This is a genomic window from Pseudomonas sp. 203-8, assembly GCF_020708595.1.
Classification (GTDB): Bacteria; Pseudomonadota; Gammaproteobacteria; order Pseudomonadales; family Pseudomonadaceae; genus Pseudomonas; species Pseudomonas aeruginosa.
The window spans coordinates 1-16,415 of record NZ_JAJFDF010000017.1 but is presented as its reverse complement, the minus strand read 5'-3'; the positions used below and the strand labels follow the sequence as shown (position 1 = coordinate 16,415).

General features: G+C 61.0%; 12 protein-coding genes and 4 tRNA genes. All 16 read right to left on the bottom strand.

The features are described 5' to 3' along the window. Nucleotides 1-49 precede the first annotated feature (49 nt). Nucleotides 50-4,249 carry a DNA-directed RNA polymerase subunit beta' gene (gene rpoC / locus LJF27_RS29465; protein ID WP_003093745.1) on the bottom strand — a complete coding sequence of 1,400 codons (4,200 nt, stop codon included), beginning with the start codon at nucleotides 4,247-4,249 and terminating at the stop codon, nucleotides 50-52. Nucleotides 4,250-4,314: 65 nt separating this feature from the next. After that, the gene (gene rpoB, locus LJF27_RS29460) at nucleotides 4,315-8,388 is read right to left on the bottom strand and encodes a DNA-directed RNA polymerase subunit beta (RefSeq protein WP_003093746.1); all 4,074 of its coding nucleotides are present in this window, start codon (nucleotides 8,386-8,388) and stop codon (nucleotides 4,315-4,317) included. A 221-nt stretch (nucleotides 8,389-8,609) separates the two neighbouring features. Further along, nucleotides 8,610-8,978, bottom strand: coding sequence for a 50S ribosomal protein L7/L12 (gene rplL, locus LJF27_RS29455; RefSeq protein WP_003093747.1), 369 nt, complete (start codon nucleotides 8,976-8,978; stop codon nucleotides 8,610-8,612). A 78-nt stretch (nucleotides 8,979-9,056) separates the two neighbouring features. Next, a complete protein-coding gene (rplJ, locus tag LJF27_RS29450) occupies nucleotides 9,057-9,557 on the bottom strand; it encodes a 50S ribosomal protein L10 (protein ID WP_003093748.1) in 501 nt (166 codons plus the stop codon). A gap of 198 nt (nucleotides 9,558-9,755) precedes the next feature. After that, the gene (gene rplA, locus LJF27_RS29445; RefSeq protein WP_003093749.1) at nucleotides 9,756-10,451 is read right to left on the bottom strand and encodes a 50S ribosomal protein L1; all 696 of its coding nucleotides are present in this window, start codon (nucleotides 10,449-10,451) and stop codon (nucleotides 9,756-9,758) included. Next, nucleotides 10,451-10,882, bottom strand: a complete 432-nt coding sequence (gene rplK, locus LJF27_RS29440; RefSeq protein WP_003093751.1) for a 50S ribosomal protein L11 — start codon at nucleotides 10,880-10,882, stop codon at nucleotides 10,451-10,453. Before rplK ends, rplA begins: the two co-directional genes overlap by 1 nt. A 116-nt stretch (nucleotides 10,883-10,998) precedes the next feature. After that, complete coding sequence (gene nusG, locus LJF27_RS29435) at nucleotides 10,999-11,532, bottom strand: transcription termination/antitermination protein NusG (RefSeq protein ID WP_003108028.1); 534 nt, start codon at nucleotides 11,530-11,532, stop codon at nucleotides 10,999-11,001. 9 nt (nucleotides 11,533-11,541) lie between these two features. Continuing rightward, the gene (gene secE, locus LJF27_RS29430; RefSeq protein WP_003108030.1) at nucleotides 11,542-11,910 is read right to left on the bottom strand and encodes a preprotein translocase subunit SecE; all 369 of its coding nucleotides are present in this window, start codon (nucleotides 11,908-11,910) and stop codon (nucleotides 11,542-11,544) included. A gap of 45 nt (nucleotides 11,911-11,955) precedes the next feature. Then, nucleotides 11,956-12,031, bottom strand: a tRNA-Trp gene (locus LJF27_RS29425). A gap of 55 nt (nucleotides 12,032-12,086) precedes the next feature. Continuing rightward, nucleotides 12,087-13,280 (bottom strand): elongation factor Tu, encoded by a 1,194-nt coding sequence (gene tuf / locus LJF27_RS29420; RefSeq protein WP_003115146.1) that lies wholly within the window; start codon nucleotides 13,278-13,280, stop codon nucleotides 12,087-12,089. 84 nt (nucleotides 13,281-13,364) lie between these two features. After that, nucleotides 13,365-13,440: transfer RNA gene (locus tag LJF27_RS29415), tRNA-Thr, on the bottom strand. 19 nt (nucleotides 13,441-13,459) lie between these two features. Further along, nucleotides 13,460-13,533, bottom strand: a tRNA-Gly gene (locus tag LJF27_RS29410). A gap of 26 nt (nucleotides 13,534-13,559) precedes the next feature. After that, nucleotides 13,560-13,644 (bottom strand) — tRNA-Tyr (locus tag LJF27_RS29405). Nucleotides 13,645-13,791: 147 nt separating this feature from the next. After that, nucleotides 13,792-14,496: an SPOR domain-containing protein gene (locus LJF27_RS29400; RefSeq protein ID WP_003118935.1), complete on the bottom strand. Its 705-nt coding sequence runs from the start codon at nucleotides 14,494-14,496 to the stop codon at nucleotides 13,792-13,794. An 8-nt stretch (nucleotides 14,497-14,504) separates the two neighbouring features. Continuing rightward, complete coding sequence (locus LJF27_RS29395; RefSeq protein ID WP_003118934.1) at nucleotides 14,505-15,251, bottom strand: pantothenate kinase; 747 nt, start codon at nucleotides 15,249-15,251, stop codon at nucleotides 14,505-14,507. Further along, entirely contained in the window at nucleotides 15,248-16,186 is a 939-nt protein-coding gene (gene birA, locus LJF27_RS29390; protein WP_003117986.1) for a bifunctional biotin--[acetyl-CoA-carboxylase] ligase/biotin operon repressor BirA, read from the bottom strand. The genes LJF27_RS29395 and birA overlap by 4 nt, the downstream gene beginning before the upstream one ends. Nucleotides 16,187-16,415 lie beyond the last annotated feature (229 nt).

Below are 16,415 nucleotides of genomic sequence, written 5' to 3'. Positions count from 1 at the left end.
TCAAGACAAAGCCCCGGCTATCGGGATAGCCGGGGCTTGTCGTTGATGCTTAGTTACCGCTCGAGTTCAGCGCTTCGGTCAGTGCGGCTTCCGCCTCGCTGGCACTCACACGCTGCGGCTTGCCGAGGTCGCGCTGACGCTTGCGCTCGCTGTGGTAAGCCAGACCGGTACCGGCCGGGATCAGGCGACCCACGACCACGTTCTCTTTCAGACCACGCAGGAAGTCGCGCTTGCCGGTGACCGCCGCCTCGGTGAGGACGCGGGTGGTCTCCTGGAACGACGCCGCGGAAATGAACGACTCGGTCGACAGGGAAGCCTTGGTGATACCCAGCAGAACGCGCTCGTACTTGGCCGGGAACTTGTCCTCGGTACCGAGCTGTTCGTTCTCTTCCAGCACCTGGGTGAGTTCCACCTGGTCGCCTTTGATGAAGCTGGAGTCGCCGGACTCGCTGACTTCGACCTTGCGCAGCATCTGACGCAGGATGGTCTCGATGTGCTTGTCGTTGATCTTCACGCCCTGCAGACGGTAGACGTCCTGGATCTCGTTGACGATGTACTTCGCCAGCGAGCTCACGCCCAGCAGGCGCAGGATGTCGTGCGGGTTGCTCGGACCGTCGGAGATGACTTCGCCGCGGTTCACCTGTTCGCCTTCGAACACGTTCAGGTGACGCCACTTCGGAATCAGCTCCTCGTACGGATCGCTGCCATCGTTCGGCGTGATGACCAGGCGGCGCTTGCCCTTGGTCTCCTTGCCGAAGGAGATGGTGCCGCTGATTTCCGCCAGGATCGAAGGCTCTTTCGGACGACGAGCCTCGAACAGGTCGGCAACGCGCGGCAGACCACCGGTGATGTCACGGGTCTTCGAGGTTTCCTGCGGGATACGCGCGACAACGTCACCGATGCTCACCTTGGCGCCGTCGGTCAGGTTGACCAGGGCGTTGGCCGGCAGGAAGTACTGCGCCGGTACGTCGGTACCCGGCAGCAGCAGGTCCTTGCCCGCGGCATCGATCAGCTTCACGGCCGGACGGATGTCCTTGCCGGCAGCCGGACGGTCCTTCGGATCCATCACTTCGATGTTGGTCAGGCCGGTCAGTTCGTCGGTCTGACGCTTGACGGTGATGCCCTCTTCCATGCCCACGAAGGCCACGGTACCGTCCACCTCGGTGACGATCGGGTGGGTGTGCGGGTCCCACTTGGCGACGATAGCGCCCGGGTCGACCTTGTCACCTTCCTTGACCGAGATCACCGCGCCGTACGGCAGCTTGTAGCGCTCGCGCTCGCGACCGAAGTCGTCGGCAACCGCCAGTTCGCCGGAACGGGAAACCGCGACCAGCGCGCCGTCGGCACGAACCACATGCTTCAGGTTGTGCAGGCGGATGGTGCCGCCGTTCTTCACCTGGACGTTGTCGGCCGCGGAGGTCCGGCTGGCCGCACCACCGATGTGGAAGGTACGCATGGTCAGCTGGGTGCCCGGCTCACCGATGGACTGGGCAGCGATGACACCGACCGCCTCGCCGATGTTGACGCGATGGCCACGAGCCAGGTCGCGGCCGTAGCACATGGCGCAGATGCCATGACGGGTTTCGCAGGTGATCGGGGAACGCACCACCACTTCGTCGACGCTCATCACTTCGAGGAAGTCGACCCACTTCTCGTCGATCAGGGTGCCGGCCGGCACGATGACCTCGTCGCTGCCCGGCTTGAACACGTCGCGCGCAATCACACGGCCGAGCACGCGCTCGCCGAGCGGTTCGACCACGTCGCCGCCTTCGATGTGCGGCGACATCAGCAGGCCGTGCTCGGTACCGCAATCGATCTCGGTCACTACCAGATCCTGGGCCACGTCGACCAGACGACGGGTCAGGTAACCGGAGTTCGCGGTCTTCAGCGCGGTATCCGCCAGACCCTTACGAGCACCGTGGGTGGAGATGAAGTACTGGAGTACGTTCAGGCCTTCCCGGAAGTTCGCGGTGATCGGGGTCTCGATGATCGAGCCGTCCGGCTTGGCCATCAGGCCACGCATACCTGCCAGCTGACGGATCTGGGCCGCGGAGCCCCGCGCACCCGAGTCAGCCATCATGTACATGGAGTTGAAGGACTCCTGGTCGACTTCCTTGCCCTCGCGATCGACGACCTTCTCTTTCGAGAGGTTGGCCATCATCGCCTTGGACACTTCGTCGTTGGCCTTCGACCACAGGTCGATCACCTTGTTGTACTTCTCGCCCTGGGTTACCAGGCCGGAGGCGTACTGGCTCTCGATCTCCTTCACTTCGTCGGTGGCGGCGTTGATGATCCGCGCCTTCTCGTCCGGGATGACGAAGTCGTTGACGCCGATGGACACGCCGGAAATGGTCGAGTAGGCGAAACCGGTGTACATCAGCTGGTCGGCGAAGATGACGGTGTCCTTCAGACCCACCACGCGATAGCAGTGGTTGATCAGCTTGGAGATCGCCTTCTTCTTCATCGACTGGTTGACCACGTCGAACGGCAGGCCGGCCGGAACGACCTGGAACAGCAGCGCGCGACCGACGGTGGTGTCGACGATACGGGTATTGGCGGTCAGTTGGCCGTCTTCACCCTTGATCTTTTCGTTGATGCGCACTTTTACGCGAGCGTGCAGGGACGCCTGGCCGCTGCGGTAGGCGCGGTCGACTTCCTGCAGGTCGGCGAAGGCCATGCCCTCGCCCTTCGCGTTGATCGCTTCACGGGTCATGTAGTACAGACCCATTACCACGTCCTGCGACGGAACGATGATCGGCTCGCCGTTGGCGGGCGACAGGATGTTGTTGGTGGACATCATCAGCGCGCGCGCTTCCAGCTGGGCCTCGAGGGTCAGCGGAACGTGGACGGCCATCTGGTCACCGTCGAAGTCGGCGTTGTACGCGGCGCAGACCAGCGGGTGCAGCTGGATCGCCTTGCCTTCGATGAGGACCGGCTCGAACGCCTGGATGCCCAGACGGTGCAGGGTCGGCGCACGGTTCAGGAGAACCGGATGCTCGCGGATGACTTCGGCGAGAACGTCCCAGACCTCGGGCAGCTCGCGCTCGACCATTTTCTTGGCGGCCTTGATGGTGGTGGCCATACCACGACCTTCCAGCTTGCCGAAAATGAACGGCTTGAACAGCTCCAGGGCCATCTTCTTCGGCAGACCGCACTGGTGCAGGCGCAGGGTCGGGCCCACGGTGATCACGGAACGACCGGAGTAGTCCACGCGCTTGCCGAGCAGGTTCTGACGGAAGCGACCTTGCTTGCCCTTGATCATGTCGGCCAGCGACTTCAGCGGACGCTTGTTCGAGCCGGTGATGGCGCGACCGCGACGGCCGTTGTCGAGCAGGGCGTCGACGGCTTCCTGCAGCATGCGCTTTTCGTTGCGCACGATGATGTCCGGAGCGGCCAGGTCGAGCAGGCGCTTCAGACGGTTGTTACGGTTGATCACCCGACGATACAGGTCGTTCAGGTCGGAAGTCGCGAAGCGACCGCCATCCAGCGGAACCAGCGGACGCAGGTCCGGCGGCAGCACCGGCAGGACGGTCAGGACCATCCACTCAGGCTTGTTGCCGGAGCCCTGGAAGGCTTCCATCAGCTTCAGGCGCTTGGACAGCTTCTTGATCTTGGTTTCCGAGTTGGTCTGCGGAATCTCTTCGCGCAGGCGGCCGATCTCGTGCTCCAGATCGATGGCGTTGAGCAGTTCGTGAACGGCTTCGGCGCCCATGCGAGCATCGAAATCGTCACCGAACTCTTCGAGGGCCTCGAAGTATTGCTCGTCGTTCAGCAGCTGGCCCTTTTCCAGGGTGGTCATGCCCGGATCGATCACCACGTAGCTCTCGAAATAGAGCACGCGCTCGATATCGCGCAGGGTCATGTCCAGCAGCAGGCCGATACGGGACGGCAGCGACTTCAGGAACCAGATGTGGGCAACCGGCGAAGCCAGCTCGATGTGGCCCATGCGCTCGCGGCGCACCTTGGCCAGGGCGACTTCCACGCCGCACTTCTCGCAGATCACACCGCGGTGCTTGAGGCGCTTGTACTTGCCGCACAGGCACTCGTAGTCCTTCACCGGGCCGAAGATCTTGGCGCAGAACAGGCCGTCGCGCTCCGGCTTGAAGGTACGGTAGTTGATGGTTTCCGGCTTTTTAACTTCGCCGAAAGACCAGGAACGAATCATCTCGGGCGAAGCCAGGCCAATACGGATGGCATCGAACTCTTCGATTTGACCCTGGTTTTTCAACAGATTAAGCAAGTCTTTCAAGGCCTTTCCTCCTCACGGACCCGGTGCGACCGGCCTTGACCAGCCGCACCGTCTAGCGTCACGTGTTATTCGGTTTCCAGTTCGATGTCGATGCCGAGCGAACGGATCTCTTTGATCAGAACGTTGAAGGACTCGGGCATGCCGGCCTCCATGCGGTGATCGCCGTCCACGATGTTCTTGTACATCTTGGTCCGGCCGTTCACGTCGTCCGACTTGACCGTCAGCATTTCCTGCAGGGTGTACGCCGCGCCATAGGCTTCCAGCGCCCACACCTCCATCTCACCGAAGCGCTGACCACCGAACTGTGCCTTACCACCCAGCGGCTGCTGGGTAACCAGGCTGTACGAGCCGGTGGAACGGGCGTGCATCTTGTCGTCCACCAGGTGGTTCAGCTTGAGCATGTACATGTAGCCGACGGTGGTCGGACGCTCGAACTGGTTGCCGGTACGGCCGTCGAACAGACGCATCTGGCCGCTTTCCGGCAGGTCGGCCAGCTTCAGCATGGCCTTGATCTCGCGTTCCTTGGCGCCATCGAACACCGGGGTCGCCATCGGTACGCCACCGCGCAGGTTCTTGGCCAGCGCGAGGATCTCGTTGTCGCCCAGCTCGTCGAGGTTTTCCTCGCGACCGCCGATCTCGTTGTAGATCTCGTGCAGGAACTTACGCAGTTCGGCGACCTTGCGCTGCTCTTCGAGCATGCGGTTGATCTTCTCGCCCAGCCCCTTGGCCGCGAGGCCCAGGTGGGTTTCGAGGATCTGACCGACGTTCATACGCGACGGTACGCCCAGCGGGTTGAGGACGATGTCGACCGGGGTGCCGTTGGCATCGTGCGGCATGTCTTCCACCGGCATGATCACCGAGACCACACCCTTGTTACCGTGACGGCCGGCCATCTTGTCGCCCGGCTGGATGCGACGCTTGATCGCCAGGTAGACCTTGACGATCTTCAGCACGCCCGGAGCCAGGTCGTCGCCCTGCTGCAGCTTGCGCTTCTTGTCCTCGAACTTGTCGTCCAGGAGCTGGCGACGATCGCTGATGTAGGCCTGGGCCTTCTCCAGCTGTTCGTTCAGGGCGTCGTCGGCCATGCGCAGCTTGAACCACTGGCCGCGCTCGAGACCGTCGAGGTAGTCGTCGGTGATCTCCGTGCCCTTCTTCAGCGCCGGGCCACCTTCAGCCTTGGCACCGACCAGGGCGGCACGCAGACGCTCGAAGGTCGCGCCTTCGACGATGCGGAACTCTTCGTTCAGGTCCTTGCGGATCTGGTCGAGTTGCATCTTCTCGATGGACAGCGCGCGGGAATCGCGCTCGACGCCGTCGCGGGTGAAGACCTGAACGTCGATGACGGTACCCTTGGTGCCGGTCGGCACACGCAGGGAGGTGTCCTTCACGTCGGACGCCTTCTCACCGAAGATCGCGCGCAGCAGCTTCTCTTCCGGAGTCAGCTGGGTCTCGCCTTTCGGAGTGACCTTGCCGACCAGGATGTCGCCGGCCTGCACTTCGGCGCCGACGTAGACGATACCGGCTTCGTCCAGCTTGTTCAGCGCGGCCTCGCCCACGTTCGGGATGTCCGCGGTGATTTCCTCTGGGCCGAGCTTGGTGTCACGAGCGACGCAGGTCAGTTCCTGAATGTGGATCGTGGTGAAACGATCTTCCTGGACCACGCGCTCGGACAGGCAGATGGAGTCTTCGAAGTTGAAGCCGTTCCAGGGCATGAACGCTACGCGCATGTTCTGGCCCAGGGCCAGTTCGCCCATGTCGGTGGACGGACCGTCGGCCAGGATGTCGCCGCGCGCGACCACGTCACCCTTGCTCACCAGCGGACGCTGGTTGATGCAGGTGTTCTGGTTGGAACGGGTGTACTTGGTCAGGTTGTAGATGTCGACACCCGCTTCGCCGGTCTCGACTTCGTCATCCGCCACGCGAACCACGACACGGCTGGCATCGACCGAGTCGATCACACCGCCACGGCGAGCCACGACGCAGACGCCGGAGTCGCGCGCCACGTTGCGCTCCATGCCGGTACCCACCAGCGGCTTGTCGGCACGCAGGGTCGGCACGGCCTGACGCTGCATGTTCGAGCCCATGAGTGCGCGGTTGGCGTCATCGTGCTCGAGGAACGGAATCAGCGAGGCAGCGACGGAAACGACCTGCTTCGGCGACACGTCCATCAGGGTCACGTCTTCCGGCGCCTTCACGGTGAATTCGTTCAGGTGACGCACGGCCACCAGCTCGTCCACCAGTTGACCCTTCTCGTTGAGGGTCGCCGAAGCCTGGGCGATGACGTGGTCGGCTTCTTCGATCGCCGACAGGAACACGATCTCGTCGGTTACCAGGCTGTCCTTGACCACGCGGTACGGGCTCTCGAGGAAGCCGTACTTGTTGGTGCGGGCGTAGGTCGCCAGGGAGTTGATCAGACCGATGTTCGGACCTTCAGGGGTTTCGATCGGGCACACGCGGCCGTAGTGGGTCGGGTGTACGTCACGAACCTCGAAGCCCGCACGCTCACGGGTCAGACCGCCCGGGCCAAGCGCGGAGACGCGGCGCTTGTGGGTGATCTCGGAAAGCGGGTTGTTCTGGTCCATGAACTGCGACAGCTGGCTCGAACCGAAGAACTCCTTGATCGCGGCAGCCACCGGCTTGGCGTTGATCAGGTCTTGCGGCATCAGGCCTTCGCTTTCGGCCATGGACAGGCGTTCCTTGACCGCGCGCTCGACACGCACCAGGCCCACGCGGAACTGGTTCTCGGCCATTTCGCCGACGCAACGGACACGACGGTTGCCCAGGTGGTCGATGTCATCGACGATGCCCTTGCCGTTACGGATGTCGACGAGGGTCTTGAGCACATCGATGATGTCTTCCTTGCTCAGGACGCCCGGACCTTCGATCTCGGTACGACCGATACGGCGGTTGAACTTCATCCGGCCTACGGCCGACAGGTCGTAACGCTCGGCGCTGAAGAACAGGTTGCCGAACAGGGTCTCGGCAGCTTCCTTGGTCGGCGGCTCGCCCGGACGCATCATCCGGTAGATCTCGACCAGGGCTTCCAGCTGGTTGCTGGTGTTGTCGATCTTCAGGGTGTCGGAGATGAACGGACCGCAGTCGATGTCGTTGGTGTACAGGGTCTCGATGCGCACGACCTGGGCCTTGGCCACCTTGGCCAGGAGGTCGAGGGTCAGCTCGGTGTTGCACTCGGCGATGATCTCGCCGGTAGCCGGATGCACGATCGCCTTGGCGATGGTACGGCCGATCAGGTAGTCGAACGGCACTTCCAGCTGACTCACGCCAGCCTTTTCCAGCTGGTTGATGTGGCGGGCAGTGATACGACGCCCCTGCTCCACGATCACCTTGCCGCTGCCATCCTTGATGTCGATGCTCGCGACTTCACCGCGCAGGCGCTGCGGGACCAGTTCCAGGTTCAGGGTCTCGCCCTTGATGTGGAAGACGTTGGTCGCGTAGAAGGCGTTGAGGATCTCTTCGGTGCTGTAGCCGAGCGCGCGCAGCAGTACCGAGGCCGGCAGCTTGCGGCGACGGTCGATACGGACGAACACGCAGTCCTTCGGATCGAACTCGAAGTCCAGCCAGGAACCGCGGTAAGGAATGATCCGCGCGGAGTACAGCAGCTTGCCGGAGCTGTGGGTCTTGCCACGGTCGTGGTCGAAGAACACGCCCGGGGAACGGTGCAGCTGGGAGACGATGACACGCTCGGTACCGTTGATGATGAAGGTACCGTTCTCGGTCATCAGGGGGATTTCCCCCATGTAGACTTCTTGTTCCTTGATGTCCTTGATCGCCTTGTTCGACGACTCGCGGTCGAAGATGATCAGGCGAACTTTCACGCGCAGCGGTACGGCGAAGGTCACGCCGCGCAGCACGCACTCCTTGACATCGAATGCCGGCTCACCCAGACGGTAGCCGACGTATTCCAGGGCAGCATTGCCGGAATAGCTGATAATCGGGAAAACGGACTTGAAGGCCGCGTGCAGACCGATATCTCGGAACTGCTCCTTGGTTGCGCCAGCCTGCAGGAATTCGCGATAGGAATCCAGCTGGATGGCCAGCAAATACGGCACATCCATGACGTCCGGCAACTTGCTAAAGTCCTTGCGGATACGTTTTTTCTCAGTGTATGAGTAAGCCATCAGCGTTCCCCAGCTTGGTCACCTGCTTGTTTGGCGTCTCCGACGGGAGCAGCCGGAAAATCTTGCAGACCCCTTGGCCTGCATTGCCCACTCGGGGCACTTTCACGTCTTGGGTGGAACGCCCGAGGCGAGTCCACCCAGAACGGAAAAAGGCCGGTGGCAAAAGCCACCAGCCATCAGCCTTTCGCTTGACGCTCGGGCTGTAGACGCAAGGTCGTCGCTTACTTGAGCTCGACTTTGGCGCCTGCTTCTTCCAGGGCTTTCTTGGCGGCTTCGGCTTCTTCTTTCGAAGCGCCTTCCTTCACCACGCCCGGAGCGCCGTCTACGACAGCCTTGGCTTCTTTCAGACCCAGACCGGTCAGTTCGCGAACGACCTTGATCACGTTCACTTTCTTGTCGCCAGCTTCGGCCAGGACGATGGTGAACTCGGTCTGCTCTTCGGCAGCGGCAGCAGCCGGGCCAGCAGCGGCAACGGTAGCGGCAGCAGCGGTAACGCCGAACTTCTCTTCCATCGCCTTGATCAGTTCGACCACTTGCATGACGGACATTTCGGATACGGCGTTGATGATGTCTTCGTTGGTCAGAGCCATGACTCTAATTCCTGTATTGGGGGACGGCCTGCGGCCATCGTATTAAACAAATAAGATTGAAAGCGCTTGCGAGCCGACTTAGGCGGCAGCAGCTTCTTTCTGGTCGCGAATGGCCGCCAGAGTACGAGCCAGCTTGCTGGTAGCGCCCTGAATCACGCTCATCAGCTGCGATACGGCTTCGTCGTAGGTCGGCAGGCTTGCCAGTACGTCGATCTGATTGGCTGCGAGGAACTGACCCTCGAAGGCAGCCGCCTTGATCTCGAACTTGTCCTGACCCTTGGCGAACTCACGGAAGATACGAGCGGCAGCGCCCGGATGTTCATTGGAGAAAGCGATCAGGGTCGGGCCTTTGAACACGTCGTTGAGCACGTCGAACTGGGTGCCTTCAACGGCGCGCTTGAGCAGGGTGTTACGTACGACTTTCACGTACACACCAGCTTCGCGGGCCTCTTTACGGAGTCCGGTCATGGCGCCTACGGTCACGCCACGGGCATCGGCCACGACAGCGGACAGGGCAGCTTTGGCAGCCTCGTTGACTTCAGCGACGATGGCCTTCTTGTCTTCGAGTTTAATTGCCACGGGTTTACTCCTGGATGTTACCGTTTCGTCCAGCCGGGGCCGGACGTCGTTTTGGTGTCTGATTCGGTAACCGAATCGGGAGCACCATCTGCGTAGGCTTGTGGTTTAAGGCTTGCGCCACCTACGGTCTTGGATAGCCCCCGCCAGGCAGGGACCCCAATACCTGTGCAGCGGGCAGAACCCGCTGCACGATTTCACTTAGGCTTCCAGGGAAGCCAGGTCGATCTGCAGGCCCGGACCCATGGTGGTGCTCAGGGTCACGCGCTTGACGTACACGCCTTTCGACGAGGACGGCTTCAGGCGCTTCAGGTCGGCCAGCAGCGCTTCGACGTTCTGCTGCAGCTTGGCCGGCTCGAAATCGACCTTACCGACGGAGCTGTGGATGATGCCGTTCTTGTCGGTACGGAAACGTACCTGACCAGCCTTGGCATTCTTCACGGCGGTAGCGACGTCCGGAGTCACGGTGCCGACTTTCGGGTTCGGCATCAGACCACGCGGGCCGAGGATCTGGCCCAGCTGGCCGACGACACGCATGGCATCCGGGGAAGCGATGACGACGTCGTAGTTCAGGTCGCCGCCTTTCATTTCGGCAGCCAGTTCGTCCATGCCCACCTTGTCGGCGCCGGCAGCCAGAGCGGCTTCGGCAGCCGGACCCTGGGTGAAGACGGCAACGCGGACGCTCTTGCCGGTGCCGTTCGGCAGGACGGTGGCGCCACGAACGACCTGGTCGGATTTACGCGGATCGACGCCGAGGTTCACGGCAACGTCCACGGACTCCTTGAACTTGATGGTGGACAGCTCGGCCAGCAGCTTGGCGGCCTCTTCGAAGCTGTACTGCTTGCCGGCAACTACTTTCTCGGCAATCGCCTTCTGGCGCTTGGTCAGCTTAGCCATTACACACCCTCCACGTTCAGGCCCATGCTGCGCGCGGAGCCAGCGATGGTACGTACAGCAGCGTCCAGATCAGCAGCGGTCAGGTCAGCCTGCTTGGTCTTGGCGATCTCTTCCAGCTGGGCACGGGTAACTGTGCCGACTTTCTGGGAGTTCGGACGAGCGGAGCCGCTGGTGATGCCAGCTGCTTTTTTCAGCAGGACGGCAGCCGGGGTGCTCTTGGTTTCGAAGGTGAAGCTACGGTCGCTGTAAACGGTGATGATCACAGGAGTCGGCAGGCCCGGCTCTTGGCCTTGGGTCTTGGCGTTGAACGCCTTGCAGAATTCCATGATGTTCACGCCGTGCTGACCCAGGGCAGGGCCGACCGGCGGCGACGGGTTGGCCTGACCGGCCTTTACTTGCAGCTTGATATAAGCCTGGATTTTCTTAGCCATTTGCTACTCCAAATTCGGGTACAAGCGCCTGAAGGCTCCCCGGTTGCTTTCGCGTTTATCCCAGTGACGACAAAACCCCGCAGCCTTGGGCTGCGGGGTGAGGGATGCGTTTTCAGCTAGACCTTTTCGACCTGACTGAACTCCAGCTCCACCGGGGTAGAGCGGCCAAAGATGAGCACGGCCACTTGGATCCGGCTCTTCTCGTAGTTAACTTCTTCGACGACACCATTGAAGTCGGCGAAAGGACCATCGATGACACGAACGGTCTCGCCCGGCTCGAACAGGGTCTTCGGCTTGGGCTTGTCGCCGCTATCGGCCACGCGACGCAGGATTGCATCAGCCTCACGATCGGTGATCGGAGCCGGCTTGTCGGCAGTCCCGCCGATGAAGCCCATGACACGCGGGGTATCCTTCACCAGGTGCCAGGTACCTTCGTTCATTTCCATCTGAACCAGCACATAGCCAGGGAAGAATTTGCGCTCGCTCTTGCGCTTCTGGCCGTTCCGCATCTCCACCACTTCTTCGGTGGGAACCAGAATCTCGCCGAACTCTTCTTCCATGCCAGCAAGCTTGACACGCTCGATCAGCGAGCGCATGACATGCTTCTCGTAGCCCGAGTATGCATGCACAACGTACCAACGCTTAGCCACGGCGCACCCTTAACCTACAATCATGGAAACCAACCAACCCAGCAGGGAATCGAGCCCCCACAGCAGCAGCGCCATTACCAGCACTACCGCGACCACGATCAGCGTGGTCTGAGTTGTTTCTTGACGACTCGGCCATACGACCTTGCGAATCTCGACGCGCGCTTCCTTAGCAAGACTAAAGAAGGCCTGCCCCTTGGCCGTTTGCAGAGCCAGGAAGGCAGCGATCACCGCCAGAACGAGAATACCGAGAACGCGATACAGGATTGGTTGAGCCGAAAAGTACTGATTGCCCACAACGGCAACCACAACCAGAACGGCAACCAAGAGCCATTTCAAGAGATCAAAACGTGATTCTTTGGCTTCTGCCTTGGCATTCATCTGTTAGGAATCTCGTGAAGAAAAGCCAGATTTACTTGGGAAATCTGGCAGGCCAGGAGGGAATCGAACCCCCAACCTGCGGTTTTGGAGACCGCCGCTCTGCCAATTGAGCTACTGGCCTGAAGCAAAATCAGGCCGACCATTATGCCGGCCTGAGAGGGGAAGATCAACCGATATTATTCGATGATCTTGGCAACCACGCCGGCGCCAACGGTACGGCCGCCTTCGCGGATCGCGAAGCGCAGGCCATCTTCCATGGCGATCGGAGCGATCAGGGTGACAACCATCTTGATGTTGTCGCCCGGCATTACCATCTCTACGCCTTCCGGCAGTTCGCAGTTACCGGTCACGTCGGTGGTACGGAAGTAGAACTGCGGACGGTAGCCCTTGAAGAACGGGGTGTGACGACCACCTTCTTCCTTGGACAGCACGTACACTTCGCACTCGAACTTGGTGTGCGGCTTGATGGTGCCCGGCTTGGCCAGCACCTGGCCACGCTCTACGTCTTCACGCTTGGTGCCACGCAGCAGGATACCAACGTTCTCACCAGCACGACCTTCGTCGAGCAGCTTGCGGAACATTTCAACGCCGGTGCAGGTGGTCTTGGTGGTCGCCTTGATGCCGACGATTTCCACTTCTTCCTGGACCTTGATGATGCCGCGCTCTACACGACCGGTTACCACGGTACCGCGGCCGGAGATCGAGAACACGTCTTCGATCGGCATCAGGAACGGCTGGTCGATGGCACGAACCGGCTCCGGAATGTAGGAGTCCAGGGTCTCTACCAGCTTCTGCACGGCGCTTACGCCGATGCCGTTGTCATCCTTGCCTTCCAGCGCCATCAGCGCGGAACCAATGATGATCGGAGTGTCGTCGCCCGGGAAGTCGTAGGTGTTCAGCAGATCGCGAACTTCCATCTCGACCAGTTCCAGCAGCTCGGCGTCGTCGACCATGTCGGCCTTGTTCAGGAACACGACGATGTAGGGAACGCCTACCTGGCGGGACAGCAGGATGTGCTCGCGGGTCTGCGGCATGGGGCCGTCGGCAGCCGAGCAAACCAGGATCGCGCCGTCCATCTGGGCAGCACCGGTGATCATGTTCTTCACGTAGTCGGCGTGACCGGGGCAGTCAACGTGGGCGTAGTGACGAACAGCGGAATCGTATTCAACGTGCGAGGTGTTGATGGTGATACCGCGGGCCTTTTCTTCCGGCGCGTTGTCGATCTGATCGAAAGCACGAGCGGAACCACCCCAGGTGTCGGAGCAGACCTTGGTCAGTGCAGCGGTCAGAGTGGTCTTGCCATGGTCAACGTGACCGATGGTGCCGACGTTGACGTGCGGCTTGTTCCGTTCAAATTTTTCTTTAGCCATGGAGACCATCCCCTTCAAGGAATTGAGCGGATCACGCTACCATTAGAACAAGGGCAGATATTTTCATATCTGCCCCTGGATAAATGGAGCTCATGAGCGGATTTGAACCGCTGACCTCACCCTTACCAAGGGTGTGCTCTACCAACTGAGCTACATGAGCGAAACACAAGCAACTTGACTGGAGCGGGTAGCGGGAATCGAACCCGCATCATCAGCTTGGAAGGCTGAGGTTCTACCACTGAACTATACCCGCGGAGCCCGAAGCTCACGCTTTTAAACTGGTGGAGGGAGAAGGATTCGAACCTTCGAAGTCTATGACGTCAGATTTACAGTCTGATCCCTTTGGCCACTCGGGAATCCCTCCAAACTGGTGGGCGGCATTCTCTACGTCTGCCACCTTGCTGTCAAGAGTTTTCTCTTAAAAAACCTGAACTTAGGTTTCAACAGCAACTTCATGGTAGGAGTCTTTCAGCCTTCCCCCTGCGAAGCGGGCGCCATTCTATGCAAACCATCAGGGGGATGCAACACCTTTGCACGACATTATTTGATGCTGCAATCCCTTGAAGTCCCGAGCCAGCTCCTGGAGCAGTTGCTCATCCACCAGACGCCGGCTGCCGGGTGCCACCCTTACCCAGAAATCACGCTGCCCGCGGGGCAATTCCTTCAGCTCCGCCTCGTAACCTGCCGTCTTGAGACGGGCCTGCGCACTTTCAGCCGAATCCCGCGCGGAAAACATCCCCAAAGAAATGCCATTGGCCAGCACTCCCTCGCCAATCAGGTAGCTGTCGATATTGCGCGCCTGAAGCTCCTTCAACTGACGAAGCGCAGCCTCCCGCGAGGCTAGCGGAGGAAGATAGACCCAGTAATCGACGCTCATCTCCCCACGGGCCTCGACCTCCGCCTCGATATCCAGGCCCAGCAGGCGCTGCTGCAACCTTCGGGCATCCGCCTCCTCACCGCCTCCGCCAAGATAGAGACAGGCCGACTCGGATGCGATCGACTCTTCGGCAGCCGGAGGCACACTCGGCGCCGGCACCTGCGATCCCGAGCGCGCCCTGGAAGCAAGGTTGCTCTCGGCCAACAGCAGAATGTTCTTCTGCCCATCCTTATAGAGTTCCAGCGGTGCGATTTCCTTGGCCCGTAGCGGGGATTGCTGCTGGTGCCAGACGTAGTAGAAGACGTTCAGGGCCAGGAGAAACAGGAAGAACCAGCGCATAGATCCTCTCACTCAATCGGGCAAGCCAGTGCCAGCCCTACGAAAACCAGGTCCGGCATGATCCGGGCGCCAGCCAGTTCGTCGCGAACCAGTTCGGCATCCCCACCCGTCAGGAATATTTCACAATCCGGACCGAGCAGCTCGCACGCCATGGCGTACTGCTCACGAACGAACCCCCTGAGCATGAGCAGACAACCCCGCTCAACCGCCTCGGCCGTGGCCTGCCCCGGCTGGAGACTGGCAAGCGCCCGACGGGCCTCTGCATCGTCGTAGCGGATACGTCGGGTATGGGTGCGCAACTGGCTTCTCATCAGGGTCATGCCCGGGCATATGTAGCCCCCCAGATGCACTCCATCCGCCGCGACCAGGTCAGAGGTGACCGCGGTCCCCAGATCGATGACCAGGCAGGCCTTCTTAGCCAGGTGATGAGCCGCGACGAGGGCCAGCCAGCGGTCGAGCCCCAGGCGCTGGTAATCGAGATAGCCGTTGCGCACACCCGCCAACTGCTTGCCGGATGATGCAACCAGCGCCGAAACCGGGAACAGCTGCTCCAACCGTGCGACCAGTTGCGAGGTTTCCTGCTCGCTGCGAACGCTCACCAGGCGACAGGCTCGCACTGGCAACGCTTGCTGCGACGTTAACTGTTCGACCAGGGCATCATCGGACTCCGCAAGGCCACCGGCGACCGACCGTGACGCGCCCTCGATGACCCGCCACTTGATCAGCGAGTTTCCACAGTCGAGCTCAAGAATCATTGACGCAACCTCAAACTAAGCTCCCCTCCACTGAACCCCTGCTCCACGCCATCCACCTCGAGACGCAGCGCTCCTCGGCTATCGACACCCAGCACACGACCCTCGATGGAACTCAGAGCAGTCGAGAGAATGACCTGGGCACCCTGCCAGAGATTGCAGGACTCCCACTCCTCGCGACTTGCAGCAAAGCCTTCGCGCGAATGCCTATCGAGATAATCGGCCAACTGCCGATTGAGAGCAGAAAGCAGCCGCGAACGATCCACCAGTTCCCCCAGCGCTTCGCGCAGGGAGGTCCAAGGCTGGCCGATATCAGTGGCGGTCTTCATGTTGACGTTGATCCCTATGCCGATAACGACATGACACAGATCCGCGGGGTCGCCACTCAGCTCCAGGAGAATTCCGGCGATCTTCTTGCCTCCCTGCAGAAGGTCGTTCGGCCACTTCAACCCGGCGTCCCGGACGCCCAAAGACTCCAGGGCCCGGAGCACCGCGAGACCGACAACCAGGCTCAACCCTTCGAGCTCCCGAGCGCCCCCCCTGACAGTAATGGCCAGAGAATAATAGAGGTTCTCTCCATAGGGACTGACCCAGGCTCGGCCGCGACGTCCACGCCCGGCAGTCTGCTGCTCGGCGACGATAACGAAAGGCGTCGAGGCTCCAGCCGCGAGCCTGCGCATGGCCTCGCTATTGGTCGAATCGACGGTGGGCATGATCTCGACCGGCCAGAGGCTGTCGATCTTCCGCGGATCCAGGAGACTGAGGGGACTCGCCAGGCGGTAACCCCGGCCACGCACCTTGTGGAACTGCAGGCCATGTTCAGCCTCCAGGTGCTGCAAGCGTTTCCAGACTGCACTGCGACTGATGCCCAGTACTGCCCCCAACTCCTCACCGGAGTGGAATCGCCCGTCTTGAAGTAGTTTCAGCAAGGTCTGCATAGACGCCCCACACTAGCCAGGCACGCATCATATAGAGGCACTTGCGCTTTGCCTACGAAAAGCCCTGCCGTATAGCTGCCTTTTCCCCGGATTTTCGCAGACTTTTCCGCGCGCAAAAGCAAAACCCCCGGTCATCGCTGACCAGGGGTTTTGGGATAGGAGCTTGACGATGACCTACTCTCACATGGGGAGACCCCACACTACCATCGGCGATGCGTCGTTTCACTTC